At 68.6% G+C, this 25408-nt stretch carries 21 protein-coding genes and 2 tRNA genes; 10 read left to right on the top strand and 13 right to left on the bottom strand.

The window, feature by feature from the left end:
* Positions 1 to 491: 491 nt before the first annotated feature.
* The 3 genes from M9979_RS16705 to M9979_RS16695 form a co-directional block, all read right to left on the bottom strand.
* Positions 492 to 3542, bottom strand: a complete 3051-nt coding sequence (locus M9979_RS16705; protein ID WP_254290496.1) for a TonB-dependent receptor domain-containing protein — start codon at positions 3540 to 3542, stop codon at positions 492 to 494.
* A gap of 155 nt (positions 3543 to 3697) precedes the next feature.
* Positions 3698 to 4831: a serine hydrolase domain-containing protein gene (locus M9979_RS16700; RefSeq protein WP_254290495.1), complete on the bottom strand. Its 1134-nt coding sequence runs from the start codon at positions 4829 to 4831 to the stop codon at positions 3698 to 3700.
* Between the two features lie 4 nt (positions 4832 to 4835).
* Positions 4836 to 5669 (bottom strand): HpcH/HpaI aldolase/citrate lyase family protein, encoded by an 834-nt coding sequence (locus M9979_RS16695; protein ID WP_254290497.1) that lies wholly within the window; start codon positions 5667 to 5669, stop codon positions 4836 to 4838.
* Positions 5670 to 6310: 641 nt separating this feature from the next.
* On the opposite strand from M9979_RS16695, the gene M9979_RS16690 reads away from it, so the two are divergent.
* Positions 6311 to 7489 (top strand): BaiN/RdsA family NAD(P)/FAD-dependent oxidoreductase, encoded by a 1179-nt coding sequence (locus M9979_RS16690; RefSeq protein WP_254290494.1) that lies wholly within the window; start codon positions 6311 to 6313, stop codon positions 7487 to 7489.
* Between the two features lie 138 nt (positions 7490 to 7627).
* Here the strand turns inward: M9979_RS16690 and M9979_RS16685 are convergent, their stop codons facing one another.
* The 3 genes from M9979_RS16685 to M9979_RS16675 form a co-directional block, all read right to left on the bottom strand.
* Positions 7628 to 8866: an SLC13 family permease gene (locus tag M9979_RS16685; protein ID WP_254290493.1), complete on the bottom strand. Its 1239-nt coding sequence runs from the start codon at positions 8864 to 8866 to the stop codon at positions 7628 to 7630.
* A 49-nt stretch (positions 8867 to 8915) separates the two neighbouring features.
* Positions 8916 to 10175 carry an MFS transporter gene (locus M9979_RS16680; RefSeq protein WP_254290492.1) on the bottom strand — a complete coding sequence of 420 codons (1260 nt, stop codon included), beginning with the start codon at positions 10173 to 10175 and terminating at the stop codon, positions 8916 to 8918.
* A 111-nt stretch (positions 10176 to 10286) separates the two neighbouring features.
* Positions 10287 to 10436: a hypothetical protein gene (locus tag M9979_RS16675; protein WP_254290491.1), complete on the bottom strand. Its 150-nt coding sequence runs from the start codon at positions 10434 to 10436 to the stop codon at positions 10287 to 10289.
* Positions 10437 to 10597: 161 nt separating this feature from the next.
* Between M9979_RS16675 and M9979_RS16670 the strand changes: the two genes are divergently transcribed.
* The gene (locus M9979_RS16670; RefSeq protein ID WP_254290490.1) at positions 10598 to 12337 is read left to right on the top strand and encodes a DEAD/DEAH box helicase; all 1740 of its coding nucleotides are present in this window, start codon (positions 10598 to 10600) and stop codon (positions 12335 to 12337) included.
* 3 nt (positions 12338 to 12340) lie between these two features.
* Entirely contained in the window at positions 12341 to 12802 is a 462-nt protein-coding gene (locus M9979_RS16665) for a YaiI/YqxD family protein (protein ID WP_254290489.1), read from the top strand.
* 22 nt (positions 12803 to 12824) lie between these two features.
* Here M9979_RS16665 and M9979_RS16660 read toward each other — a convergent pair whose 3' ends face one another.
* From M9979_RS16660 to pnuC, 5 genes are read right to left on the bottom strand one after another with little or no spacing between them, the layout of a single operon-like run.
* The gene (locus M9979_RS16660; protein ID WP_254290488.1) at positions 12825 to 14339 is read right to left on the bottom strand and encodes an ImmA/IrrE family metallo-endopeptidase; all 1515 of its coding nucleotides are present in this window, start codon (positions 14337 to 14339) and stop codon (positions 12825 to 12827) included.
* 10 nt (positions 14340 to 14349) lie between these two features.
* Complete coding sequence (locus tag M9979_RS16655) at positions 14350 to 14766, bottom strand: hypothetical protein (RefSeq protein WP_254290487.1); 417 nt, start codon at positions 14764 to 14766, stop codon at positions 14350 to 14352.
* Positions 14766 to 16586 (bottom strand): translation elongation factor 4, encoded by a 1821-nt coding sequence (gene lepA, locus M9979_RS16650; RefSeq protein WP_254290486.1) that lies wholly within the window; start codon positions 16584 to 16586, stop codon positions 14766 to 14768. Before lepA ends, M9979_RS16655 begins: the two co-directional genes overlap by 1 nt.
* A gap of 34 nt (positions 16587 to 16620) precedes the next feature.
* Positions 16621 to 17145 (bottom strand): AAA family ATPase, encoded by a 525-nt coding sequence (locus tag M9979_RS16645; RefSeq protein ID WP_254290485.1) that lies wholly within the window; start codon positions 17143 to 17145, stop codon positions 16621 to 16623.
* Complete coding sequence (gene pnuC / locus M9979_RS16640; protein WP_254290484.1) at positions 17142 to 17720, bottom strand: nicotinamide riboside transporter PnuC; 579 nt, start codon at positions 17718 to 17720, stop codon at positions 17142 to 17144. The genes M9979_RS16645 and pnuC overlap by 4 nt, the downstream gene beginning before the upstream one ends.
* 134 nt (positions 17721 to 17854) lie before the next feature.
* Between pnuC and M9979_RS16635 the strand changes: the two genes are divergently transcribed.
* The 3 genes from M9979_RS16635 to M9979_RS16625 all read left to right on the top strand — a co-directional run bounded on the left by M9979_RS16635 (position 17855) and on the right by M9979_RS16625 (position 18568).
* Positions 17855 to 17931, top strand: a tRNA-Pro gene (locus M9979_RS16635).
* An 88-nt stretch (positions 17932 to 18019) separates the two neighbouring features.
* Positions 18020 to 18096: transfer RNA gene (locus tag M9979_RS16630), tRNA-Arg, on the top strand.
* A gap of 28 nt (positions 18097 to 18124) precedes the next feature.
* The gene (locus M9979_RS16625) at positions 18125 to 18568 is read left to right on the top strand and encodes a hypothetical protein (RefSeq protein WP_254290483.1); all 444 of its coding nucleotides are present in this window, start codon (positions 18125 to 18127) and stop codon (positions 18566 to 18568) included.
* Between the two features lie 60 nt (positions 18569 to 18628).
* On the opposite strand, the gene M9979_RS17295 is transcribed toward M9979_RS16625, so the two are convergent.
* Positions 18629 to 18763 (bottom strand): hypothetical protein, encoded by a 135-nt coding sequence (locus M9979_RS17295; RefSeq protein ID WP_277998638.1) that lies wholly within the window; start codon positions 18761 to 18763, stop codon positions 18629 to 18631.
* Between the two features lie 191 nt (positions 18764 to 18954).
* On the opposite strand from M9979_RS17295, the gene dinB reads away from it, so the two are divergent.
* Positions 18955 to 20061, top strand: coding sequence for a DNA polymerase IV (gene dinB / locus M9979_RS16620; RefSeq protein ID WP_254290482.1), 1107 nt, complete (start codon positions 18955 to 18957; stop codon positions 20059 to 20061).
* A gap of 272 nt (positions 20062 to 20333) precedes the next feature.
* Entirely contained in the window at positions 20334 to 21461 is a 1128-nt protein-coding gene (locus M9979_RS16615) for an SET domain-containing protein (RefSeq protein ID WP_254290481.1), read from the top strand.
* Between the two features lie 138 nt (positions 21462 to 21599).
* Here M9979_RS16615 and M9979_RS16610 read toward each other — a convergent pair whose 3' ends face one another.
* Positions 21600 to 23843 carry a S9 family peptidase gene (locus tag M9979_RS16610; RefSeq protein WP_254290480.1) on the bottom strand — a complete coding sequence of 748 codons (2244 nt, stop codon included), beginning with the start codon at positions 23841 to 23843 and terminating at the stop codon, positions 21600 to 21602.
* Positions 23844 to 24046: 203 nt separating this feature from the next.
* On the opposite strand from M9979_RS16610, the gene rplK reads away from it, so the two are divergent.
* Both rplK and rplA read left to right on the top strand, forming a co-directional pair.
* Positions 24047 to 24478, top strand: coding sequence for a 50S ribosomal protein L11 (rplK, locus tag M9979_RS16605; protein ID WP_254290479.1), 432 nt, complete (start codon positions 24047 to 24049; stop codon positions 24476 to 24478).
* A 4-nt stretch (positions 24479 to 24482) separates the two neighbouring features.
* Positions 24483 to 25175, top strand: coding sequence for a 50S ribosomal protein L1 (rplA, locus tag M9979_RS16600; protein WP_254290478.1), 693 nt, complete (start codon positions 24483 to 24485; stop codon positions 25173 to 25175).
* Positions 25176 to 25408: the final 233 nt, after the last annotated feature.

Below are 25408 nucleotides of genomic sequence, written 5' to 3'. Positions count from 1 at the left end.
CCCATCAAAGCCGAAGCCCCAATGGCAGTCCATTTGGGACCCCATCAAAGTAATACTTTGATGGGAGCCCATTACGTATGGATACGTGAAGGACATATAGAGCGAGCTAGCTTTAACCGACCACACGACGCCTTGAAAACGTCGCAGACCGGAGCCGCCGCCCACATGTCCCTTCATCAAATTACAATGTCAAAGAGCCGACAAAAACACCGGCACAGCTCCCTTACCCCTTTTTCTCGGGGCGGTCAGCGCGCCAGATCTGTCGTGACCACCGCGGCGTCCGTGTCGGCCACCGCTGCGGTGACACCCATCTAGGGGGAGGCGCCTGGGCGGTCAACACAAAAATTGCAGTTTTTTGGCAGCGCACCAAAAAAGTCGCTGTGCGGGCATCGTGGGGCGCCCTGCCGCCCTTTGGGCAGCAGACCCTCGATCACCCGTCCCTGCGCATAACGCAGAAGCGGCGGCCGGTTTCCCGGGCCGCCGCCTCATCGTCAGAATTTGGTCTCGACGCTCATCGTGAACGATCGCCCGCGCGGGTCGGCGATCCGCGGTTCCCATGATCCGCCCGCGCCGGTGTTGCCGTCATAGGTGACGGCGAACGGCGGATCGGTGTCGAACAGGTTGCGCACGCCGGCCGTGATCTTGAACCCTGGCAGGCCGATATAGCTGATCGAGGCATTGTAGATGATGTAATCGTCGACGAACGCATTGTAGTCGGCGCGCGTCACCGTTCCCGCCGCGATGCCGGGCAGCGCGAAATTCTTGTAGCCCTTGCGGAAGATCTGGGTGAGCGAGAGCACCACGTCGTTGTTCGCATAGTTGACGAAGGCATTGTGCTTCCACCGCACGCCGAGGTCGCCGGCGAAGGTGAACACGCCGATCAGGCTGCCGCCATAGGCCGAGGTCGGGGTCAGCTTCTCGCGCTTCTTGAGCAATAGCGTCCCGTCGATCCCGGTCGACAGCACGCCGCCCAGCGCCTCGACCCCGCCGCGCGCCGCGATCTCCAGCCCCTGGGTCCGGCGCGAGCCGGCGTTGATCCAGGTGTCGTCGATCGTCACGATCGTGCCGCTCGCATCGCGGATGAAGCGCGTCGGGAACAGGCTGGCATTGTCGATCAGCTGGCGCAGCGTCAGCGTCTGGATCGTATTGTCGACGTCGATCTTCCACCAGTCGACCGAGGCGCTGAACCGCGCCGACGGCTGGATGACGACGCCGGCGCTGAACTGGCGGGCAGTCTCCGGCCCGAGGTTCGCGTTGCCGCCGGTGTTGATGTTGGGCCGGATGAACGTGCACGCAGCGTTGGTCGCATTGGGCACGCCGCCCGGGCAATTGACCGGGTCGGCGAGGTCGCTGCCCGCATAGGGCGATTCGGTGATGCCGTTGAAGATCTGGTTGAATGTCGGAACGCGGAAGCCGGTGTTGTAGGATCCGCGGAACAGGAGCGGTTCCCACGGGCGGAACTTGATCGAGACCTTGGGATTCGTCGTCGTGCCGAAGCCGGTGTAATCGTCGACGCGGAACGCGCCGGTCACCTCCAGCCCGGGGAGGATCGGCACCAGCATCTCGGCGTAGGCAGCTTTGACCGTCCGGTTCTTGCGGCGCAGCGCGTTGACGTTGTCGAACGCCGCCAGGAAGATCACCGGCGCGGTCGCCAGCGCCGCGTCGGAGCCGTTGAAGCTGTAGGTCTCGCGCCGGTAGTCGACGCCCGCCGCCAGCTGCACCGAACGATCGCCCCACAGCCGCACCAGCGGCCCGGCGATCGAATAGTCGAACTGCTTCACCTCATACGTGCCGCCGTACAGCGTCTGGCCGAACGCCGACACCGACTGCAGCCCGGCGATTCCCGCATCGCTCTGCGTCAGGCTGAAGGGATTGAGGATGCCGGCGTTGATGAGGCCGGCAAGCCCCGGCCCGGCCGCGCCGGCCGCGGTCGGGGCCGCCGGATCATAGGCGCCGCTCGCCAGCGTGCCGCGATAGTAATAGCCGCTGCCGAGCACCGAGGACGCCTCGCTGCGCGCATAGGAAGCGCCGGCGCGATAATCCCACTGGTCCCACAGCGGGCCCTCCATCGCCGCGGCGACGCGCAGCGTCTTGGTGTCGGTCTTGTATTCACGCGGGCCGCACGCGACGCAGCGCCAGCGGAAGGCGATCGGCTTGCCGTAATTGGCGGCGATGCCGGGGAATTGCGCCGCGATCGCATTGTAGACCGCGTTGTAGCTCGACGTGGTCAGCGCGTTGAGCGGATAGGCGACCTGGAAGTTCGACGTGTTGCTCGACACCTGCGCATTGGAGAAGCTCTTCGCCGACTTGGCGTCCGAGCCGGTGACCTCGAGCGACAGTTCGTGCTCCTGCGCGATCCGCACGACGCCGCGGGCGTAATAGGTCAGCGTCTGGATCGGCTGCTGGATCACCGCGGCGCGGCCAGTGTCCCAGGCACAGGCATAGCGCGCGGTCGGCGCGTTCCACAGCGCGGCATCATAGGCCATGCCGCCGTCCATGCTCTCGCAGCCCGCGCCGCCGGGCAGGTTGAGCGTGTTGATCCCGCCCGCGCCATAGGTCGCGGTCGATCCGGGCAGCTGCAACGCGGTGAGCGGCGCGGTGTTGGTCGCGCCCCCTGCCCCCAGCGTCCCCGTCGTGCCGCCGAGCAGCGTACCGATCTGGCCATTGGGCCCGCGCGGCAGGAAGGCGGCGTTGTTGAGCGCGAAGGCGGTAGCGATCGGCGTGCCGCGCGTGTCGATCGACAGGCCGCGATTGGGCTGGTTGCCGTTGACGAAGTCGCGATCCGATCCGCGCAGGATCTGGTTCCAGCTGTAGCTGACCGCGCCCATCACGTTGAAGCCCTGTTCGGCGAGGTCGCCGTACCCGGCGATGCCCGACAGGCGATAGATGTTGCCGCCGCCCTGTTCGGTGATGTCGTCGAACGCCTGCAGCCCGAGGCCCTTGTAGTCCTTGCGCGTGATGAAGTTGATGACGCCGCCGATCGCGTCGGTGCCGTAGATCGCCGAGGCGCCGTCCTTGAGCACCTCGACCCGCTCGATCGCGGCGAAGGGGATCTGGTTGACGTCGACCGCGGAGCCCGACAGCCCGTGCGCCGCGACCCGCCGGCCGTTGAGCAGCACCAGCGTCGCCGCCGATCCCTGCCCGCGCAGATTGGCCGCCGACAGGCCGTTGGTGCCGCGCTGCGCGCCGCTCGTCACGTCGGCGTTCGACGCGAGGTTGTCCGCGCCGCTGCCGTTGGTGGTGAGGAACGCGACCAATTGTTCGGGATTGCTGATGCCGTTGCGGGTCAGTTCCTGATTGGTGATGATCTGCAGCGGCAGCGCGCTGTCGTTCGGATCCTGCTTGATCCGCGATCCCGTGACGAGGATGTCGCCGTCGGCGGCCTTGACGTTGGTCAGGCCCGCGCCGGTCTGCGGCGTCGCCGCGCCGGTCGGCGTCGCGGCATCGGGCGTGGTGGTCTGCGCATCGACCACCTGCGCGGCGGCCTGCCCGGCCCCGCCCACGATCGCGAGCATGCTGCCGCCCAGCAGAATCCGACGCAACGCCTCGTTCTTCATCGATTGTTCGCCCCCTGATGCCGTCCCCCGACGGCCCTGGACGCGATTAGCAACGAAAATGTCATGAAACGCCAGAGCCGATTTGACGCGGCGCAGCGTTTTTGCGCGCGCGGTGGCAAATCTGCACGGAACCCCGCGGATCAGCGCCCCGCCGCCAGCCGTTCCTCGATCGCGCTATACGCCGAGCGGATGCCCGGTTCGGCCGGCACGTCGGTCGCGACATAGGCGACGCCGGTCCCCGTCGCGGGATCGATCCACAGCCCCGACTTCAGTCCATAGGCATCGCCGACATGCCCCAGCCGCTGCCGCGCGTCGCCGAACGGATCGTCGCGGCATCCCGGCGCCGCGGTCGCGAGGAAGGTCACCGCGAGGCCATAGCGACAGGTGAAGCCGTCGCTCTCGCCATTGCTCCCGTCGAACCGCCACAGCGGTGTCTCGAGCAGCGCCACCGACCGTGGCGTCAGCAGCCGCACGCCGTCCACCGTGCCGCGCCCGAGCAGCAACCGCCCGATCTTGGCGAGACCGAGCACCGAAATCCTGAGGCCACCCTGCGGCGCGAAGACCGCGCCGTTCACCCCGGCGCGCCATGTGCCGAGATCGCATGTCCCGTCGCGCGCGGTCGTCACCGGACAGGCGGAGGCGGCATCCGCGTCCTTCACCGGCTTGCCATCACGGTACAGCACCACCGCCCGCGCCCGCGTCGCCGGATCGCAGGCCGCCCAGTTGAAGCACGCGTCGAGCTTCAGCGGCCGCAGCACCAGCCGCGCCATCAGCCGGTCGAACCGCTCCCCCGTCGCGCGCTCCATCACCGCCGCGACCACCGGAAAGTTGAAATTGGTGTAGCGAAAGTAAGTGCCCGGCGGATGCTCCCGATCCCATGCCGCCGGATCGGCCAGCACCGCGCGCATGTCGGCATCGAGCGGCAGCACGTAATCGACGCCGTCGGTCAGGCTCGACCGATGCGACAGCAACAGCCGGAGGGTGATCGGCACATCGGGAAACGCCGGGTTGCGCAGCCGCCAGCCGAGCAGGTCCGACACGTCGGCGTCGAGATCGAGCCGGTGCGCCTCGACCAGCCGCATCACCCCGATGGCGGTCACCAGCTTGGAGATCGACGCGACGCGCACCGGATCGTCGGCCCGCATCGCACGGCGGGCGGCGACGTCGGCCATCCCGTTCGCCGCGACAGAGACGATCCCGCGCCGGTCGAACGTCACCCGCGCGCTCGCGACCGGCTGCGCGGCGAGGGCAGCGGCGGCGAGCAGCGCCAGCATCGGCTCAGGCCATGCCCGCCCGCGCCAGCAGCCGCTGCGCCTGTTTCAGATGCGGCGCGTCGATCATCCGCCCGTCGAGCTGCAACGCCCCCGCCCCCGGGTTCGTCGCAAAGGCCGCGACGATCCGCCGCGCCTCGGCGAGCGCCGCCTCGTCCGGCGTGAAGGCGGCGTTGATCGCGGCGACCTGCGCCGGATGGATCGCCATCATGCCGGTGAAGCCGTCGCGCGCGCCCCGCGCCGCATAGGCGGCGAGGCCGTCGATATCCCTGATCGCCGGATAGACCGTCTCGATCGCCGCCACCCCCGCGGCATGCGCGCCCATCAGCGCCAGCGTCCGCACCACCTCATATGGCGGGGTATAGCGCCCGTCCGCCTCGCGCGACGTCGCCGCGCCGATCGCCGCGGGCAGATCCTCCGCGCCCCAGGTCAGCCCCGCCAGCCGTTCCGCCACCGCGCGATAGCCACCGAGCCCGAACACCGCGAGCGGCGTCTCGGTCGCGACCGGCAGCACCGGCACCGCGTCCGCGCCCATCATCGCGACCAGCGCCGCGACGTCGTCCGCCGATTCGGCCTTGGGCAGCATCACCCCGTCCGCGCCGCGCGCCGCCGCTAGATCGTCGGCGAGCCCCTCGCTCCCCAGCGGATTGACCCGCACGAAGCGCACGACCTCGGCGGGCTCGCGCAGATACGCCGCCACCGCTTCGCGCGCCGCCACCTTGGCCGATGCCGCGACCGAATCCTCCAGATCGAGGATCACCGCATCCGCCCCACTCGCCGCCGCCCTGGCGAAACGCTCCGGCCGGTCGCCCGGCACGAACAACAGCGACCGCAGCCTCATCATCGTCTCCATGGCTGACGTGGTAGGCGCTGGACCATCGCCCGGGCAACCGTCATGGCCCATATGAATTACCGGCTGACGGTTCCCCATTCCTTCGTCACCCCGGACTTGTTCCGGGGTCCACGGTTCGACGAGCTTGACGTCTTGAGCCTCTTTTCCGACGCTTGCGGCCCGGTGGACCCCGGAACAAGTCCGGGGTGACGGAGTGTCTGGGGCGACCGGTTGGTCCTACGCCCCACTCGCCGCAGCCTTGGCGAACCGCTCCGGCCGGTCGCCCGGCACGAACAACAGCGACCGCAGCCTCATCATCGTCTCCATGCGGCAGTGGTAGGCGCAACACGATGCTGGCAGGGCTATCATATATGAGGGTGTGACGAACCGGATGCCCGACATATTGCGTCACCCCGGACTTGTTCCGGGGTCCACCGGGCCGCAAGCGTCGGAAAAGAGGCTCAATACGCCAAGCTTGCCGAACCGTGGACCCCGGAACAAGTCCGGGGTGACGAAGGGGTTGGGGAAGCGTCAGCCGGTCATCCCTATGCGATCGTACAGCCCCGGCCAGCAGAGGAACTGCCCCCATCCCCGCGCCCGAACGTCGATCCACCCTAGGCCAAACCACGTTTGCCCCCTAACGCCGCAGCATGTCCCCTGCCCCCTATGACGCGATCATCCTCGGCGCGGGTGCCGCCGGCCTGATGTGCGCCGCCGTCGCCGGCCAGCGCGGGCGGCGCGTGTTGCTGGTCGATCATGCCGACGAACCGGGCAGGAAGATCGTGATCTCGGGCGGCGGGCGGTGCAACTTCACCAACATCCACACCGCGCCCGACCGCTATCTGTCCGCCAACCCACATTTCGCCAAGTCGGCGCTCGGCCGCTACACCGCCGCCGACTTCATCGCGCTGGTCGAACGCCACGGCATCGCCTGGCACGAAAAGACGCTGGGGCAGCTGTTCTGCGACGGTTCGGCGCGGCAGATCGTGGCGATGCTGCGCGGCGAATGCGAGATCGGCCGCGTCGAACTCGCGCTGTCGTCGCCGGTGGGCGAGATCGGCCACGACGGCGGCGCCTATACGGTCGCCCTCCCCCGCCGCACCGTCACCGCGCCGCGCCTCGTCATCGCCACCGGCGGCCCGTCGATCCCCAAGCTGGGCGCGACCGGCTTCGCCTACGACCTCGCGCGCCGCTTCGGGCTGAAAGTGGTCGAGCCGCGCCCCGCGCTGGTGCCGCTGACGTTGGGCGGCGACGAGGCGCTGTTCCGCACGCTGTCGGGCGTCGCCGCGGAGGTCGTCGCCAAGGCGGGCAAGGCGCATTTCCGCGAAGCCGCGCTCTTCACCCACCGTGGGTTATCGGGTCCGGCGATCCTGCAGGTGTCGAGCTACTGGCGCGCGCGCGAGCCGATCGGCATCGACTTCATCCCCGACGCCGCGCCCGGCTGGCTGATCGAGGCCAAGCGCCACCATCCCCGCACCACCTTGCGCCGTACGCTGGCGGGCACCCTCCCCGATCGCCTCGCCGAGGCGCTCGCCGAGCGGCTGGCGCTGACCGGCGAACTCGCCAACACCCCCGACCGCCGCCTCGACGACGCCGCGCGGCAGCTGTCGGCGTGGCGCTTCACGCCCAACGGCAGCGAAGGCTTCGCCAAGGCGGAGGTCACCGCCGGCGGCATCAGCACCGCCGACCTCTCGTCGCAGACGCTCGAGGCGCGCCGCGTCCCCGGCCTCCACGCGATCGGCGAAGCGGTCGACGTCACCGGCTGGCTCGGCGGGTACAATTTCCAGTGGGCTTGGGCGAGCGGCTGGGCGGCGGCACAGGCGTTATAAGTCCCCCGCCCCCACACTGTCACTCCGGCGAAAGCCGGAACCCATGGTGGCAAGCGGCCAGCGATGCGCTCCCCCGCCAGCGGCGTCCTGTCCATGGGTACCGGCGTTCGCCGGGATGACGATCGAGGGGGTAAACCCCTACCCCATCAGCACCCGCACCCCGATCGCGAGCACCAGCGCCGGCACCGTCGTCACGACCCCCACCCGCAGGAACTGGAGGAACGTCACGTCCTCCCCCTCGCGCCGGATCGCGATCAGCCACAGGATCGTGGCCAGCGACCCGGTGATCGACAGGTTGGGCCCCAGATCCACCCCGATCAGCAGCGCATCGACCACCAGCGTCGGCGGATGCGCCGCCGCGATCGTCTGCGCCGCGATCAGCCCTGCGGGCAGGTTGTTGATCGCGTTGCTGCCCACCGCGAGCAGCCCGCCCGCCGCCGCCGCGGCGGTGCGCGGGTCGGTCGCCGCCGCCGCACTCAGCCGCGCCGCCAGCCAGCCGATCAGCCCGGTTTCGGCCAGCGCCTCGACCATCACGAACAATCCGGCGACGAGCAGCAGCACCGACCACGACACCGCTTTGACCATCGGCCACGGCGCCGTGCGTGCACCAAGCGACACGACCAGCGCGGTCGCGACGCCCGCCCCGAACGTCGGCCAGCCGAGGTCCCATCCCAGCGCCGACGCCAGCGTCAGCAACGCCGCCGTCGCCCCGATCCCGGCCAGCGCGACACGTCCACCGGCGCTGAGCACCGCCGCCTCGCCGCGCTCCGCCGGCCCGGTCAACTCCGCCCGGAACAGCCAGCGCAACCCCGCATAGGTCGCCCCGATCGCCGCCACCGACGGCAGCGCGAACGCCGCCAGCCAGTGCCCGAGCCGCGGCAGGTCGCTCGCATACAGGACGAGGTTGGCCGGATTGGAGATCGGCAGCACGAAACTCGCCGCATTCGCCACCAGCGCGCAGGCGAACAGCAGCGGCAACGGCGCCACCTTCGCCCGCGTCGCCACCGCATAGACCGCCGGGGTCAGCACCACCGCGGTCGCATCGTTCGACAGGAACGCGGTTACCACCACGCCCACGAGGAACACCAGCGTGAACAGCCGCGCCGCCGACCCGTTCGCCCCCGCCGCGGCGCGATGCGCCACCCAGTCGAACACGCCCTGTTCGCGCGCCGCCTCCGACAGCAGCATCATGCCGATCAGGAACAGATAGACGTCCGCGCCCTTCAGCACCGCGCCCCACGCCGCACCCGGCGCGATCACCCCGGTGAGCAGCAGCAGCGCCGCGCCCGCCACCGCCCAGATCGCCTCCGGCCAGCGAAACGGCCGCACGATCACGCCCGCGGTCGCAACCGCGCAGATGCCGACGGTGGCGATCATGGCCTTCCCCCCCTGTGGAGGACGACCGGGTCGACCCTGATCCCCACCCTCACCGCGGCTTCGTCTCGGGCATCGCCACCGCATACAGCGCCAGCCCGACCGCCGCGATTCCCGCCAGCGTCAGGAAGCTCGCGCCATAGCCGAACCCGACGATGATCGCGCCACCCAGCGTCGCGCTCAACGCCGCGCCCAGCCCCTGCGCCGTCGCCACCGCGCCTTGCGCGACGTTGAACCGCCCGCTGCCCCTGGTCAGGTCGGCGATCACCACCGGGAACAGCGCGCCGAAGATCCCCGCGCCGACCCCGTCGAGCGCCTGCACGCCGACCAGCCACCACGGATCGTTCGACAGCGTATAGAGCGCCCCACGCGCCGTGAGCACGCCGAACGCGACGATGAACAGCGGCTTCCTGCCCCAACGGTCGACGTTGCGCCCGACGATCACCGCCACCGGCACCATCACCAACTGCGCCGCGACGATGCACGCCGCGGTCAGCGACGTCGCCGAATCCTTCCCCACCGTCCGCGACAGCAACTGGCTGACCGAGGTCAGCATCGCCGCATTGGCGAGGTGGAACAGGAAGGCAATGCCCGCGAACAGCAGCAACGGCCGGTTCTCGACCAGCACGCGCAACCCGCCCGGCTCCTCGCAGCCCTCTTCGGGTTCGCAGTCGAGCCCGCGCGCCACCGCATTGTCGATGTCGCGGTTCCTGATCCGCAGCGCCGCCGCGACGCTCGCCACGGTCAGCGCGCCCATCAGCCAGAACACGACGACCGGCCCGAACTTCCACGCCAGCGCCCCCGCGATCCCCGCCGACACCGCATTGCCGGCATGGTTGAACGCCTCGTTGCGCCCGACGCGCCTGGAGAACAGCTTCGGCCCGAACAGCCCCAGCGTGATCGCGCTGATCGCCGGCGCGAACACCGCGCCCGCCACCGCCGCCAGCGACTGCGTCGCCGCGACCATCGCGAAGCCGCCGACGAAGGGCAGCGACACGCTGGTCAGTGTCACCAGCAGCGCGGCGACGATGACGATCCGCGGCTTGTTGCGGCTGCGGTCGATCAGCCCGCCGGCCGGCGTCTGCGACACCAGCCCGACGATCCCGGCGATGGTCAGCACCATGCCGACGGTCGCCTCGTTCCAGCCATGCGCCGGCCCGCGCACCGCGAGCAGGTAGATGGCGAGATACGGCCCCAGCCCGTCGCGCACGTCGGCCAGGAAGAAGTTGAGCGCATCCAGCGTGCGTCCGGCATGATGCCCCGGCTTCTTCGCGGGCGGATGCAGCGGCGCTGCCGGAGCCAAGGTGGCCATGATCGTCCGGTCCCCCGCGCCGCGCGCGCCGCCATGGCCCGCCTGTGTCGCGTCAGCCGCCCAACGGCGGCATCACACGAATGATCCCGCTCCGGCCCGAAAAATGTTGCTTTATGTTGCCGGCCCGGGCGCGATCCGCTCCAGCTGCAGCGCATAGGCCGCCGCGAGTTGCGCCCAGGCGCGTTTCAGCGTAGGGGCAGCGGCGCGGCCTCGCTCGGCCTCGGCTTCGCAGATCAGGCGGCGCAGGGTCTCTGGGGTCACGGAAACGGCCATGATGCGCGCGATAGATGCGCCACATTGCGCCCGTATTGCCGCCCGCGATTGGCCCGCGACTGACACTCGCGATTACGTTGTCCCTGCCGCGCTCCCGCCCTGGCCCTCAAGCCTTGGCTTCGGGGGTGCCGCTCCCATTTAGGTTACCGATGCCCTTTTCCTCGCTTCCCCCGCTTCTTGCCGAAGCGCTCGTCGAACGCGGCTATGCCGCCCCCACCGCCGTCCAGGCCTCGGTCATCGAGCCCGAAGCCGCCGGCCGCGATCTCGTCGTCTCGGCGCAGACCGGCTCGGGCAAGACCGTCGCCTTCGGCCTCGCCATGGCCGGCGAACTGATGGCCGACGGCACGCTGCCGCCGCCGGGCCTCCCGCTCGCGCTCATCATCGCCCCCACCCGCGAACTCGCGCTGCAGGTCAGCCGCGAGCTGATGTGGCTGTACAAGGGCGCGCACGCGCGCATCGCCACCTGCGTCGGCGGCATGGACGCCAGCAAGGAGCGCCGCTCCTTGAGCCACGGCGCGCATATCGTCGTCGGCACCCCCGGCCGCCTGCGCGACCACCTCGAACGCGGCGCGCTCGACCTGTCGAGCTTGCGCGTCGCCGTCCTCGACGAGGCCGACGAGATGCTCGACATGGGCTTCCGCGAGGATCTCGAGGGCATCCTCGACGCCTCGCCCGCCGAGCGCCGCACTTTGATGTTCTCGGCGACGATTCCGCGCCCGATCGTGGCGCTCGCCAAGCGCTACCAGCGTGACGCGCTGCGCATCTCGACCGTCGGTGAGGACCGCGGCCATGGCGACATCGCCTATCAGGCGGTCACCGTCGCCCCCGCCGATATCGAGCACGCCGTCATCAACCTGCTGCGCTTCCACGAGGCGGAGACGGCGATGCTGTTCTGCGCCACGCGCGACAACGTCCGCCACCTCCACGCCAGCCTCGTCGAGCGCGGCTTCGCAGCGGTCGCTTTGTCGGGCGAGCACAGCCAGAACGAGCGCAACCAGGCGCTGCAGGCGCTGCGCGACCGCCGCGCCCGCGTCTGCGTCGCCACCGACGTCGCCGCGCGCGGCATCGACTTGCCCAGCCTCAGCCTCGTCGTCCACGTCGAGCTGCCGCGCGACGCCGAGACGCTCCAGCACCGCTCGGGCCGCACCGGCCGCGCCGGCAAGAAGGGCACCGCGGTCCTGATCGTCCCCTATCCGCGCCGCCGCCGCGTCGACATGATGCTCAAGCAGGCGAAGATCGCCTGCGACTGGATCCCCGCGCCATCCGCCGACGACATCCGCAAGCAGGACCGCGAACGCCTCATCACGACGCTGCTCGCGCCGATCGAGTTCGACGACGAGGATCGCGAGCTCGCCCAGCGCCTGATCGCGGAGAAGAGCCCGGAGGATATCGCCGCCGCGCTCGTCCACGCGCATCGCGCGCTGATGCCGCAGGCCGAGGATCTGCTCGATTCCGCCACCCCGCAGCAGTCGGATCGCACGCAGGGCCACCGCCCCGGCTTCGAGGACACGGTGTGGTTCCGCATGGACATCGGCCGCCGCCAGAACGCCGACCCGCGCTGGCTGCTCCCGCTGATCTGCCGCCGCGGGCACATCACCAAGGCGGAGATCGGCGCGATCCGCATCAACCCGAACGACACGCTGTTCGAGGTGCCGCGCACCGTGGCCGACCGCGTCCTCGCCAGCGTCCAGCGCACGGCGAACCCGGAGAACGACGAGGGCAGCCTGCAGATCGTCCCCTTCACCGGCAATCCGCGCGCCGAGAGCGGCGGCGGCGGCGCCCCCCGCGGCCCGCGTGCCCCCCGCGACAACGCCGCCCGCCCGCCGCGCACCGGCGGCGCGCCGGCGCGCCACCAGGCCAAGCCCTACCGCAAGGGTCCGCGGGGTTAATCGATGACGACGGGCGTCCGCATATTGGTCGACGCGGACGCCTGCCCGGTAAAGGACGAAATCTACAAGGTCGCCTGGCGCCGCGACGTGCCGGTGACGATCGTCGCCAACAGCCACTTCCGCGTGCCCGTCCACCCGCTCGTCACCCGTGTCGTGGTGAGCGATGGCTTCGACGCCGCCGACGACTGGATCGCCGAGGCCGCGGACGGGGCTGCGGTCGTCGTCACCGCCGACATCCTGCTCGCCGACCGCTGCTTGAAAGCCGGCGCCACCGTGCTCAGCCCGACCGGCAAGCCCTTCACCCCCGCCTCGATCGGCGGCGCGATCGCGACGCGGGCGATCATGGCCGACCTGCGCGCCGGCGGCGACCAGCTGGGCGGACCCAAACCCTTCGCCGCGGCGGATCGCAGCCGCTTCCTGCAGGCGCTCGATACCGCGCTCGCCAAGCTGCAACGCCTGGCCTGAGCCGAAGTGCTACCGTGAGCGCTCAGACGCCGAACGCGGCTCTCAACCGTTCGCGAGCCACTTCGTCGATCAGATGGATGTTGTGGAGGTGCTCGACCAGCGCCCTCGGCGTCACCTGCAGGACGCCCGCCACCCGCCGCAGTTCGACCGCATCGTCATAAGCGGCTCCGAACGCCTCGATCACCCGCGAGCGAGGCATCAACAGCATCGCGGCAAATGCGTTGGCACGACGCTCGACGGCGGCAGGAACCCAAGGACCGCTCGTCAATCCCAGCCGTTTGGCCCGCCCACGATCGTAGAGGATATGACAGAGTTCGTGCGCCAGCGTGAACCGCCGGCCCTCGTCGGTTCGATTGAAAATGCTCGTCGTATTGACCAGAATCGTCGGTGCCATGCCCTGCCCCGCGAGCGACACGCCGCGGATGCTGTCCGTCTCGAGCGCATGTTCGTGCACCGCGATATCGAGGCGGGCGACCAGCGCGCGGATATCGATCGCGCCCGTCCCACGTTCGATATCCCATTCCTCGAGCAGGTCTTCGGCCAGCGTATAGCCCTCCAGCGCCGGCGATCGGCGCGGAACACCGCCCTTGTCTTCGACAAGCGCGGCAAGCGCCGGCAGTTCGCCGCGCTGCTGCGCGTCCAGCACGAGGCGGGACAGAATGCCGACGTCCGCACCGCCCAGCGTGGGGCTGAGACCACCGTACATTGCGATCGCCGGCGCGAACGCGGCCACCGCCGGCACATCGTCCGCTACGCGTTCGCTCTGAAACAGATCGGCGGCGACGGCAGCACCCAGCTCTCCGATCGCCGCCGCCAGCACCGGTGCGGCGACGCGCGCACGCGCGAAATCGACCACGGTCAACGCCCTGATTTCCGCCAACCGCGCCTGCAACGCCGCAAACCTCTGCCGTTCGGCCTCGGTATCGGGAAGACCAAGCCCCCCATCGACGACATAGGTCAACGCGTCCCATAACGGCGTGGCCACGTCGCCGACGGCGCATCCGGCATAGCCCGGTCGGCTGACGAAGCGCATGTCGTCGGGCGCGAACAGCGCAGGGACGTCCGACCAGGACAGTTCGATCGTATCGAGAAACCGGCGGATATACAGGTCGGGGAAGATACCGCCCTCCGCCGCGGCGCGCAGGCCGTGCCGCCCCCGCCATGCCTGGGCCGCGTCGTAGCGCGCCATGGCGTCGGCATCGTCCTTGCCGATACTTTCCGCAAGGACGCGCGGAACGATCGCGGCCGCCGCCAGCGTCGAGCCTTCTCGCCAGCCGAACTCTTCTTCATGCAGCAGGTCGACCCAGTGCTCCGCCAGCCATTCGAACAACGGCAGCAGGTACCAGGTGACATGGTCTCGCCGCGGCTGTCCGTCCCGCTGATGCTGGGTCAGGATTCGCCCTCCGACGGTCAGCTTCAGATCGCCGAGCAACCATCCGTAACCCTGCGGGCGACGATCAATGGGGTCACGATGCCGTGCCGGACGGATCGCGATCTCGAACCGGTCGCGGTAGCCGAACGGCTGAAAATCGATCAACTGCCGCCGTTTACCCCGCATCGTCGCTATCCATCGCCCAGAAATCGTTGGGTGCTTCGGAATATCGGCTGATCTGCCGCCTGGTCACGCGACCCTCGATCTTCCACTGGCGGTGCAGCCATGCAGGGACATCGTTCCAGGGGATAGGATGGCCATGAAAGGTTCCGTCGTTGGTGGGCTTCACTTCGAACGCGATGCCGTCGCCCGTCGTATAGCGACGCTTGCTTGCCAGATCGGTAACGCTGGTGTCGAGCAATTCCTGCGCGCGCGTCAACGCCCAGTCATGGGCGAACATATCGACGCCGACGCTCTTGCCGTCGGCGATATGCGTCCATTCGGGACAGCGCGTCCCCTTTTCGCCACGGGTCGGTCGATGCTTGTGCTTGTCGTGCCCGCGATAAACCTCCGCATAGGACGACATGGCCATCAGCCCTCGTCGCCCATCCTGAGCGCCGCGATGAACGCCTCCTGCGGGATGCTGACGCTCCCGTATTCGCGCATCTTCGCCTTGCCCTTCTTCTGCTTTTCCAGCAGCTTCTTCTTGCGCGTCGCATCGCCGCCGTAGCATTTCGCGGTCACGTCCTTGCGCATCGCGCTGATCGTCTCGCGCGCGATCACCTTGCCGCCGATCGCCGCCTGGATCGGGATCTTGAACAGATGGCGCGGGATCAGTTCCTTCAGCCGCTCGACCATGCCGCGGCCGCGCACCTCGGCGGTGCCGCGGTGGACGATCATGCTGAGCGCATCGACCGGCTCCTCGTTGACGAGGATGCTCATCTTGACGAGGTCGCCCTCGCGATAGCCGATCTGCTGGTAGTCGAAGCTGGCATAGCCCTTCGACAGCGATTTCAGCCGGTCGTAGAAGTCGAACACCACCTCGTTGAGCGGCAGTTCGTACGTCGCCTGCGCGCGCCCGCCGACATAGGTCAGGTTCTTCTGGATGCCGCGCCGGTCCTGGCACAGCTTCAGGATCGACCCCAGATATTCGTCCGGCACGTAGATCGTCGCGTTGATCCACGGTTCGCTGATCGTCTTGATCTTGTTGACGTCGGGCATGTCGGCGGGATTGTGCAGGTCGATCTGCGTGATCCCCGCCGGATCGGGATGCGTCAGCTCGATCTGGTAGACCACCGACGGCGCGGTGGTGATGAGGTCGAGGTCGTATTCGCGCGTCAGCCGCTCTTGGATGATCTCGAGGTGCAGCAGGCCGAGGAAACCGCAGCGGAAGCCGAAGCCCAGCGCCGCGCTCGTCTCCATCTCGAAGCTGAAGCTCGCGTCGTTGAGGCGCAGCTTGCTGATCGATTCGCGCAGTTTCTCGAAGTCGTTGGCATCGACCGGGAACAGGCCGCAGAACACCACCGGCTGGACCTCCTTGAACCCCGGCAGCGCCTCGGCGGCGGGGCGCTTGGTGTCGGTCAGCGTGTCGCCGACGCGCGCCTGCGCGACGTCCTTGATCTGCGCGGTGATGAAGCCGATCTCGCCGGGGCCGAGGTCGGTCAGCTGCTCGATCTTCGGCCGGAAACAGCCGACGCGATCGACGAGGTGCGTCGTGCCGGCCTGCATGAAGCTGACCTGCTGCCCCTTCTTCAGCACGCCCTCCATCACGCGGACGAGGATGACGACGCCGAGATACGGGTCATACCACGAATCGACCAGCATCGCCTTCAGCGGTGCGGTCTCGTCGCCTTTGGGCGGCGGGATGCGGGTGACGATCGCCTCCAGGATCTCGTCGATGCCGATCCCCGACTTGGCCGATGCCAGCACCGCCTGCGACGCGTCGATGCCGATGACGTCCTCGATCTCCTTGCGCACCTGTTCGGGTTCGGCGGCGGGCAGGTCGATCTTGTTGATGACGGGCACGATCTCATGATCGTGCTCGATCGACTGATAGACGTTGGCGAGCGTCTGCGCCTCGACCCCCTGCGCCGCATCGACCACCAGCAGCGCGCCCTCGCACGCGGCCAGCGACCGCGACACCTCGTACGCGAAGTCGACGTGTCCCGGCGTGTCCATCAGGTTGAGCGTATAGGTGACGCCGTCCTTGGCCGGATAGGACAGGCGCACCGTCTGCGCCTTGATCGTGATCCCGCGCTCCTTCTCGATATCCATGTTGTCGAGGACCTGGGACGACATTTCGCGATCGGTCAGCCCTCCGGTCCTCTGGATCAGGCGATCGGCGAGGGTCGACTTGCCATGGTCGATATGCGCGATGATGGAGAAGTTACGGATCGTGGAAAGCGGAGTCATGGCAGCGCCCCTAGCAGGCTGGTGGCGACTTGCGCTAGTCGCGGCTCAGCGCCTCGATCGCGTGCAGCGCGTTGAGGTAGCGCTTGCTCCCCTCGCCCGACACGAGCGCCCAGCGCACGCCGCGCTCCTCCAGGATCGCGCGCGACAGGTCGAAGAAGCGCCGCCGCGCCGCTTCGTCGCCGAACATCCGCGACCCGTCCTCGACCCAGGGCAGGTCGATGTCGAACAGCAGATACAGGTCGGCGGTGTTGGTCCAGGTCGCGAACCACGGGTCGCGCCGCCCGAACATCATGTCCGCCCACACCGCGGTCATCAGCGGATCGGTGTCGAGGATCACCGGATAGTCGCGCTCGCCCAGCGCCGCGCGGACCTTGGCGTCGTGCCCTTTGCCGATCTCGACCAGATCCGCCATGGTGAGGTCGGTGCCGAACGCCTCGCAATAGGTGCGGCCGAACTCCGCGACGCACGGCACGCCGCCGAAATGCTGCGCCAGCCGCGGCGCCATGGTGGACTTGCCGCTGCTCTCGGGCCCATGCAGGCAGATCGAGCGCGGCCTCACGCCGGCACCATGCCCGATTGCCGCCCCGCGGCGCGGCGCCAGTCGACCAGCCCCCACGTCGCCAGCCCGAGCAGCACGACGTACAGGGTCGCGGTGAACCACAGCCCTTTGGCGGCATACAGCGGCACGCTCGCGACATCGACCGCGATCCACACCCACCAGCTCTCGATCGCGCGGCGCGCCTGGATCAGTTGCGCGGCGACCGAGGCGATCGCGATTCCCCCGTCCCACCACGGATAGGAGGCATCGGTATAACGGTGCATCAACGTTCCCCAGAGCAGGCAGGCGAGGCCGCCGCCGACCAGCCAGCCGGCGCGGGTGCGCGCGTCGAGCCGCTCGACGATCACCTCCCCGGCCTCTGCCCGGCTCTTCGCCCAATTGGCCCAGCCGTACAGGTTCGCGGCGAAGAAGAAGCCCTGCAACAGCGCGTCGCTGTACAGCCGCGCGTCGGCGAAGACCCAGGCATAGATCGCCACCGCGACCAGCGCGACCGGATAGTTCCAGACGCTGCGCCGCGCGACGAGCGCGACGTTGACCACGATTAGCGCGGCGGCGAGGGCTTCGATCGTGTTCACGCGGCCTGCCTAGGGCGGTGGCGGGGGATTTCGCAAGGGCATCGTTCCCGCGCTTGCATCCCGTTTCGGGCGTGGCTATAGGCGCGCCTCCAAGCACGGTCGGCCCCGCCAAACGGGACTGGCACGTACTCCGTCGGGGAGTAGCTCAGCCTGGTAGAGCACTGTCTTCGGGAGGCAGGGGCCGGAGGTTCGAATCCTCTCTTCCCGACCATTTTCGCCGCGGCTCCCGCCACGGCCCGAATACCCGCCGTGGCCCCTGCCACGGCCCAAATACCCGCCGTGGCTTCTGCCACGGCCAGGCGCCCGTAGCTCAGCTGGATAGAGCATCAGACTACGAATCTGAGGGTCGGACGTTCGAATCGTTCCGGGCGCACCATTTTCATCGCCAGCGGAGCGTTCAGCGCGTGGTGGACAAGAGCTGGGGCAGCGCCCCGTCGCCGGGTTTCCGGATCAGGACCAACGCAAGCCCCGACCAGCGCGCCGCCGAACGGGCCGAGGCGCGCGAAGCCCGCGCCGCCGAGCGGCTGGCCGCCAATGAGCAGCGCGTGCAGGACCGCGCCGTCGCGCGCGAAGCCGAAGCGCAGGCGCGAGAACGCGCCCGCACCGAACGCCGCGAGACGGAACAGCAGGCCGCCAGCGGCGATCCGCATGCCGCCGCGGCGCAACGCCGCCGGTCGTCGGGGCGCAAGGACGTCGTCCGCGAACAGCGCGATACGCGTGGCTATGCGACGGTCGTCGATGCCGGCCGGATGCGCGAACTGGCCAAGCGCGGCGCGTCGATCGCCGGTCTCGCCGGCGCCTTCGGGATCACCGAAGCCGAGGTCGCGCAGATTCTCGCGGCGGAATGACACGCGAAGGGGGCCGGACGACGCGCGTCCAGCCCCCTTCAGACGTTCGACGATGTCGGATCAGGCGGCGCGGGCGAACACCTCGGCCGCGTCGTTCGCCACGACCGGCGGTACTGCAACGCCACGGACGGCAATGCGCTGCGTCGCCTTCACGTCGCGGCGATACGAGAGCAGGAGGGCGATGAGACTGAACATGTAAAACTCCTGGGGAAGGATTTGCTGCGCCGCAGCATCATCCTGTCTCTAGAAGCGCCAATGCGGCACGGCAAATGCAATGAGCCTTCCGCCGGATGCACAAAAGGCAATCGCGCTCATGCCGCGCGTGCGATCCCTGATCGATCCGTGCAACGCCTTGATCTGGAATGCGATTGGAACGAAACGGGGACATGGCCGATGGCGAGCCCCCTTTTGAGCAACCCCCGCAGCGCAAGGTGATCCATATCGACATGGACGCCTTCTATGCGTCGGTTGAACAGCGCGACGATCCGGCATTGCGCGGCAAGCCCGTCGCGGTCGGCGGCAGCCGCGCGCGCGGCGTCGTCGCGGCGGCGAGTTACGAGGCACGCGTGTTCGGGGTGCGATCGGCGATGCCGTCGGTCACCGCGCTGCGCCGCTGCCCCGAGCTCGTCTTCGTCCGCCCGCGGTTCGAGGTCTATCACGCCGTCTCGCAACAGATTCGCGCGATCTTCGCCGATTATACCGACGCGATCGAGCCGCTGTCACTCGACGAGGCCTATCTCGACGTGACCGAGGACCGGTGCGGGCTCGGCTCGGCCAAGGCGATCGCGGAGGACATTCGCGCGCGCATCCGCGCCGACACCGGCCTCACCGCCTCGGCCGGCGTGTCGTACAACAAGTTCATCGCGAAGCTCGCGTCCGACCAGAACAAGCCCGACGGCATCTGCGTCATCCCGCCGCACAAGGGCGCGGCGTTCGTCGCGTCGCTGCCGGTCAAGCGCTTCCACGGCGTCGGGCCGGTGACTGCCAAGCGGATGGAGCAGCTCGGCATCGTTACCGGCGCCGACCTGCGCGACCGGCCGCTCGCCTTCCTGCAGGCGCATTTCGGCTCCTACGCCGATTATCTGTACGGCGCGGCGCGGGGCGAGGATCACCGCCCCGTCCGCGCGCATCGCGAAGCCAAGTCGGTGGGGGCGGAGCGGACGTTCGAGACCAATCTGTCCGACCCCGCCGACCTGCACGCCGCGCTCGCCCGCGTCGCGGAGGCGGCGTGGGTGCGGATCGAGCGATCGGGTGCGCGCGGGCGGACGGTGACGATGAAGCTGCGGCACGCCGATTTCCGCACGGTGACGCGGGCGCGGTCGGTGGCGGTGCCGGTTGCCGATCAAGCGGCGTTTCTGGCGATCGGGATCGAACTGCTGGATGTGCAACTGCCGGTGCCGGATGGCGTGCGGCTGCTCGGGCTGACGCTGTCGGGGATTGTGCGCGACGGTGCGGTGGAGGACGACGAGGTGCAGCCGAGCCTGCCGCTTTGAGGCGGCGTTGAGGCGGCGTTGAGAGGCGTTCGGTTTGCCCACACCACCCGTCACCCCGGACTTGTTCCGGGGTCCACTCCGCGGCGAGGCACAGGGCCGGAGGGGAGAGCGCACGCTCGCGGCCCGGTGGACCCCGGAACACGTCCGGGGTGACGAAGGGGGTGTGGGGAGGTTCCGGTGCCTCACAGCATACTCGCCTACCGCCTAGCCCCACCCCCCCTCGACGGATTCACCATCTTGGTTTACGCCTCGTTTACCAAGCGGGTGGGGGAATGACGGTCGAGCCCTGGTTCATCGTGGCGATGGCGCTGAGCCTCATGGGCTATGGCCTCTACCTGGCCGGCCTGCGCCGTCACCTGGTCGAGCCGAGCCGTGCGTCGTGGCTGATCTGGGCGGTGGCGACCGGGGTCGAGGCGGCGACCTATCTCGCGGTCAATCCGGGCGAGCCGCAGGGGTTCGTCTTCGCGACCTCGGGAATCGCGTGCATCGTCGTGACGCTGGCGATGTGGCGCCGTTCGCGCTGGACGCGGCCCTCGCCCACCGAAACCGTGTGCATGGCGGCGAGCCTCGCCGCGATCATCCTGTGGCTGCCGCTCAAGGAGACGTTCTGGGCGCACATGCTCGTCGTCGCGGCGGTGCCACTGGGCTTCTGGCCGACCTGGGCGAGCGTGTGGGAGGATCGCGCGCGCGAACGCTCGCCCGCCTGGGGGCTGTGGACGCTGGGCGATCTCGCGACGCTGATCGTCGCGACGCGCAGCAGCGGATCGGGGGTGGGCGAATATGCCTATGTGCTCGTCGAGCTGCTCTGCCACGCCAGCGTGTGGTTCATGGTCGGGCTCGCGACGCTGAACCCGCTGCGTTCGTTCGGGCGGCGCGAGGGGGGGCTGCGCGTCCTCGACGCCTATCTGCCCGCCAATCCGTTCGCGGTCGGCGAGACGCATCTCGGCAAGGCGGTGTTCGCGGCGCAGGGCTTCGCGGAAGGGCAGACGATCGTGCGCTTCTCCGGCCGCACCGTCCCCGCCTCGCGCCTGCCGCGGGGGTTGAGCGGCGCGGCGGATCGCTTCCTGCAGGTCGCGCGCGACCGCTACATGGGGCCGTCGGGGCGGATCGACGACCTCATCAACCATAGCTGTTCGCCCAATGCCGGGCTGCGCTTCACCGACGGCGGCGTGTTCCTCGTCGCGCTGCGCGGGATCGTGCCGGGCGAGGAGATCGCATGGGACTATTCGACGACGCTCGCCGATCCCGACTGGTCGATGGCCTGCGCCTGCGGCAGCCCGCAATGCCGCGGCGTGGTGCGCGCCTTCGCCGCGCTGCCGACCGGTGTGCAGGAGCATTACCGCGCGCTCGACGTCGTCGCGCCGTATCTGCGCGAGCCGGTGCGCGAAGAAGCGGCCTGAGGCTCCTGCCCTCGCCGCCTACTTCCGTCACCCCGGACTTGTTCCGGGGTCCACCGCGCGACAAGCGGCGGCTGCGCGAGTGGAGGAGTGGACCCCGGAACAAGTCCGGGGTGACGGAGAGTGTGGAGAGGGCTGCCCCTACCTCGCCCCCGCCGGCAGGTTCGTGTCTAGATAGCGCGTCATCAGCGAGAACAGGTGTAGGCTCGTTCCCGGCTTTTCGTAGATGCCGTGGGTGCGGTCGGGATAGGCCATCATCGTGAACGGCTTGTTCGCGGCGATCAGCTTGTCCTCCAGCACCTCGAGATTCTGGTAGTGGACGTTATCGTCGCCGGTGCCGTGGATCATCAGCAGGTTGCCCTTGAGGCCATCGGCATAGGTGATCGGCGATCCCGCCTTGAACCCCGCCGCATTGTCGGACGGCAGGCCCATGTAGCGTTCCTGATAGATGGTGTCGTACAGCGTCTGGTCGGACACGGCGGCAACCGCGATGCCGGTCTTGAACAAATCGGGGAAGCGGAACATCGCGTGCAGCGTGCTCGATCCGCCGCCGCTCCAGCCCCAGATGCCGATCCGCGCCGGGTCCATATAGGGCCGCTGGCCGAGCAGCTTGCGCACGCCCGCGGCATAATCCTCCGGCCCGATCACGCCCAACTGGCGGTAGATGATCTTGCGCCAGTCGCGCCCGCGCGGGGTGTTGGTGCCACGCGGATCGATGCTGGCGACGATATAGCCGCGCTCGGCGAGCATCCGGTGCCACAGTGCGGTGCGCCCCTCCCACGCGTCGGCGACCGTCTGCCCCCAGGGTTCGCCATAGACGTAGAACAGCACCGGATAGCGCTTGGCGGGGTCGAAATTGGCGGGCTTGAGCAACCGGGCATCGACCGACACGCCCTTGCCGAGGTCGAGGCGGACGAATTCGGTCGGCGGCAGCGGCTCCTTGCTCAGCACCTCCTGCAACGCCGCGTTGCGCGCCAGTACGCGGACGGGTGTCTGCGTCGTCAGGTCGACCATGTCGGTCACCGGCGCGCGGTCGATCCCCGACACGGTATGCCGCGCCCAGTGCGCGCCCGGCGCAATGTCGTAGCTGTGCGTGCCGGCCTGGGTCCCCGGCGTCACCCGCTCGACGCGCGGCTTGCCGGTCAGCGTCGCGCGATAGAGGTAGCGCTGCGTCGGATTGTCGGGCGAGGCGATGAACCACGCCCAGCCGCTTTTCGCATCGACCTGCAACAGGCTGACGACGTCGAACTTGCCCGGCGTGCGCAGGTCGAGCCGCTTGCCGTCGGCCGACGCGAGGTAGAGGTGCCGCCAGCCGTCGCGCTCGCTCATCCAGGTGAAGCGCCTGCCGCCGTCGAGCCATGTGGGGTTCTCATTCGCCTCGACCCAGGCGGCGTCGCGCTCGACGAACAGCGGTCGCGTCGTGCCGCTGGCGGGATCGGCGAGCAGCACCTGATAGGTGTTCTGCAGGCGGTTGGCATATTGCAGGAACAATTGTCCGCTGCTGCCCGCCCAGCTCATCTGCGGCACGTAATTCTGGCGCGGATCGCCGTCGAGCCTGATCCACTGGGTGGCGCCACTCGCGACGTCGACGCTGCCGACGCGCACCGCGGAATTGGTGGTGCCGACCTTCGGGTATTGCAGCGGGATCGGCTTCGAATATTGCCCGACGGTGTTGGTGATCATGTAGAAGGTGCCGACCCCCGACGTGTCGAACCGCCAGAAGGCGATCCGCTTCGAATCGGGGCTCCAGCTCCACGCCTTCTTGAGGTAGAATTCCTCTTCATAGACCCAGTCGCCAAGGCCGTTGACGATGAGGTCGTTGCCGTCGCTGGTCAGCTTTCGCGCCGCGCCGCCCGCGGTCGCCTCGACGTACAGATTGTTGCCGCGGACATAGGCGATGCTCTGCCCGTCGGGCGCGAATTCGGCGTACATCAGGCTGGCGGCGGGCGCGTCGCCGCCGACCTTGCGCAGCGCCTTCGTCGTCGTGTCGAACAGCCAGTAATCGCCGAGCGCGCGGGTGCGGCGGAAACGCTGGCCGTTGGTGAAGATCAGCAGTCGCTTGCCGTCGTTCGACCAGGCATAGCCCTCGATCCGCAGCGGCTTGCCGGTGTCCTTCACGATCAGGTCGTGCGCCGCCACCTGCACGCTGCGCGTGTTGCGTGCGACGTCGTAGCGGACGAGGTCGCTGCCGTCCTTGACGTCCGCCGAGCGTTCGATCGCGACATAGCCGCTGCCGTCGGCGGTCCATTCGCCGCCGTCGACGCTGTCGGTCGGGATCGCGTCCTTGCCGAAGATGCGGTCGAGCGTCAGCGGCGCGGTCTGCGCGACCGCTGCGGCCGGCATCATCAGCGTCGCGACACCGGCAAGGAATATGGCAGCACGCATCGTCACAGATATCCCCCCAATCAATCATCGAACGCCGACGTGCAACGCGACTTTGCGCAATCGTATACGGTCGGTCGCATCAAGCGCCGGCTTGCCCTTCGTGCACTTTACACGTATGGGCGCGCGCTTCCACGCTTGATGCTGGATGCTTGCGGGAGGGCGGCGACGCCCGATCGGACCGCTAAACTTGAAACGAGAGTGACATGGCAAAGAAGATCACAGGTTACATCAACCTGCAGGTTCCTGCAGGCGACGCGAAGCCCGCCCCGCCGATCGGCCCGGCGCTGGGTCAGCGCGGCGTCAACATCATGGAATTCTGCAAGGCGTTCAACGCGCAGACCGGCGACGTCGACAAGGGCACGCCCCTGCCGACGAAGATCACCGTCTACGCCGACCGTTCGTTCAGCTTCGAGATCAAGACGCCGCCGGCGTCGTTCCTGATCAAGAAGGCCGCCGGCCTGAAGTCGGGCTCGAAGGAGCCGGGCAAGGTCGTCGCCGGCAAGATCGCGCGCAGCAAGCTTGCCGAGATCGCCCAGACCAAGATGAAGGACCTGAACGCCAACGACATCGAGGCAGCGACCAAGATCATCGAAGGCTCCGCCCGCGCGATGGGCCTCGAAGTGACGGAGGGCTGAGATCATGGCCAAGCTGACCAAGAAGCAGAAGAGCAACGCCGTGAACCCTGAGACGCTGCACGGCGTCGATCAGGCGATCGCGCTGGCCAAGCAGAACGCCACCGCCAAGTTCGACGAGACCATCGAGGTCGCGCTGAACCTGGGCGTCGATCCGCGCCACGCCGACCAGATGGTCCGCGGCGTCGTGACGCTGCCCGCCGGCACCGGCAAGACCGTCCGCGTCGGCGTCTTCGCCCGCGGCGCGAAGGCCGAGGAAGCGCTTGCGGCCGGAGCCGACGTCGTCGGTGCGGAAGACCTGATGGAGACGATCCAGGGCGGCACGATCGATTTCGATCGCTGCATCGCGACCCCGGACATGATGGGCGTCGTCGGTCGCCTCGGCAAGGTGCTGGGTCCCAAGGGCCTGATGCCGAACCCGAAGCTCGGCACCGTCACGATGAACGTCGCCGAAGCGGTAAAGGCCGCCAAGGGCGGTCAGGTCGAGTATCGCGTCGAGAAGGCCGGCATCATCCATTCCGGCATCGGGAAGGCGTCGTTCACGCAGGAAGACCTGCGTCGCAACTTCGACGCGCTGGTCGATGCGGTCGTGAAGGCCAAGCCGTCGGGCGCCAAGGGCAAGTATGTCCGCAAGGTCGCCGTCAGCTCGACGATGGGCCCGGGCATCCGCGTCGACACCGCCGAGGTCGCCGGGGCGTAAGCCTTTTTGCGATCCGCATAACGAAGAGGGCCGGGAGCGATCCCGGCCCTTTTTGTTTTTGGCGGCGCGCTGGATAACGAATCGTACATGCCGAGCCTGTTCGGGTCCGGGAGACTCAGGCCCTTCGACAGGCTCAGCAACCATTATGATGCGGGCATCCATTCGGCTTGTCTGGCGAGGACGGTGTTGGCGTAGATGAGGAGTTTCCGTGCGCAGGCGGTGAGGGCTTGTTT

This window comes from Sphingomonas liriopis, assembly GCF_024211255.1.
In the GTDB taxonomy this organism is placed as follows: domain Bacteria; phylum Pseudomonadota; class Alphaproteobacteria; order Sphingomonadales; family Sphingomonadaceae; genus Sphingomonas; species Sphingomonas liriopis.
The sequence above is the reverse complement of the archived record's forward strand: the minus strand, read 5'-3'. Positions and strand labels throughout refer to the sequence as shown.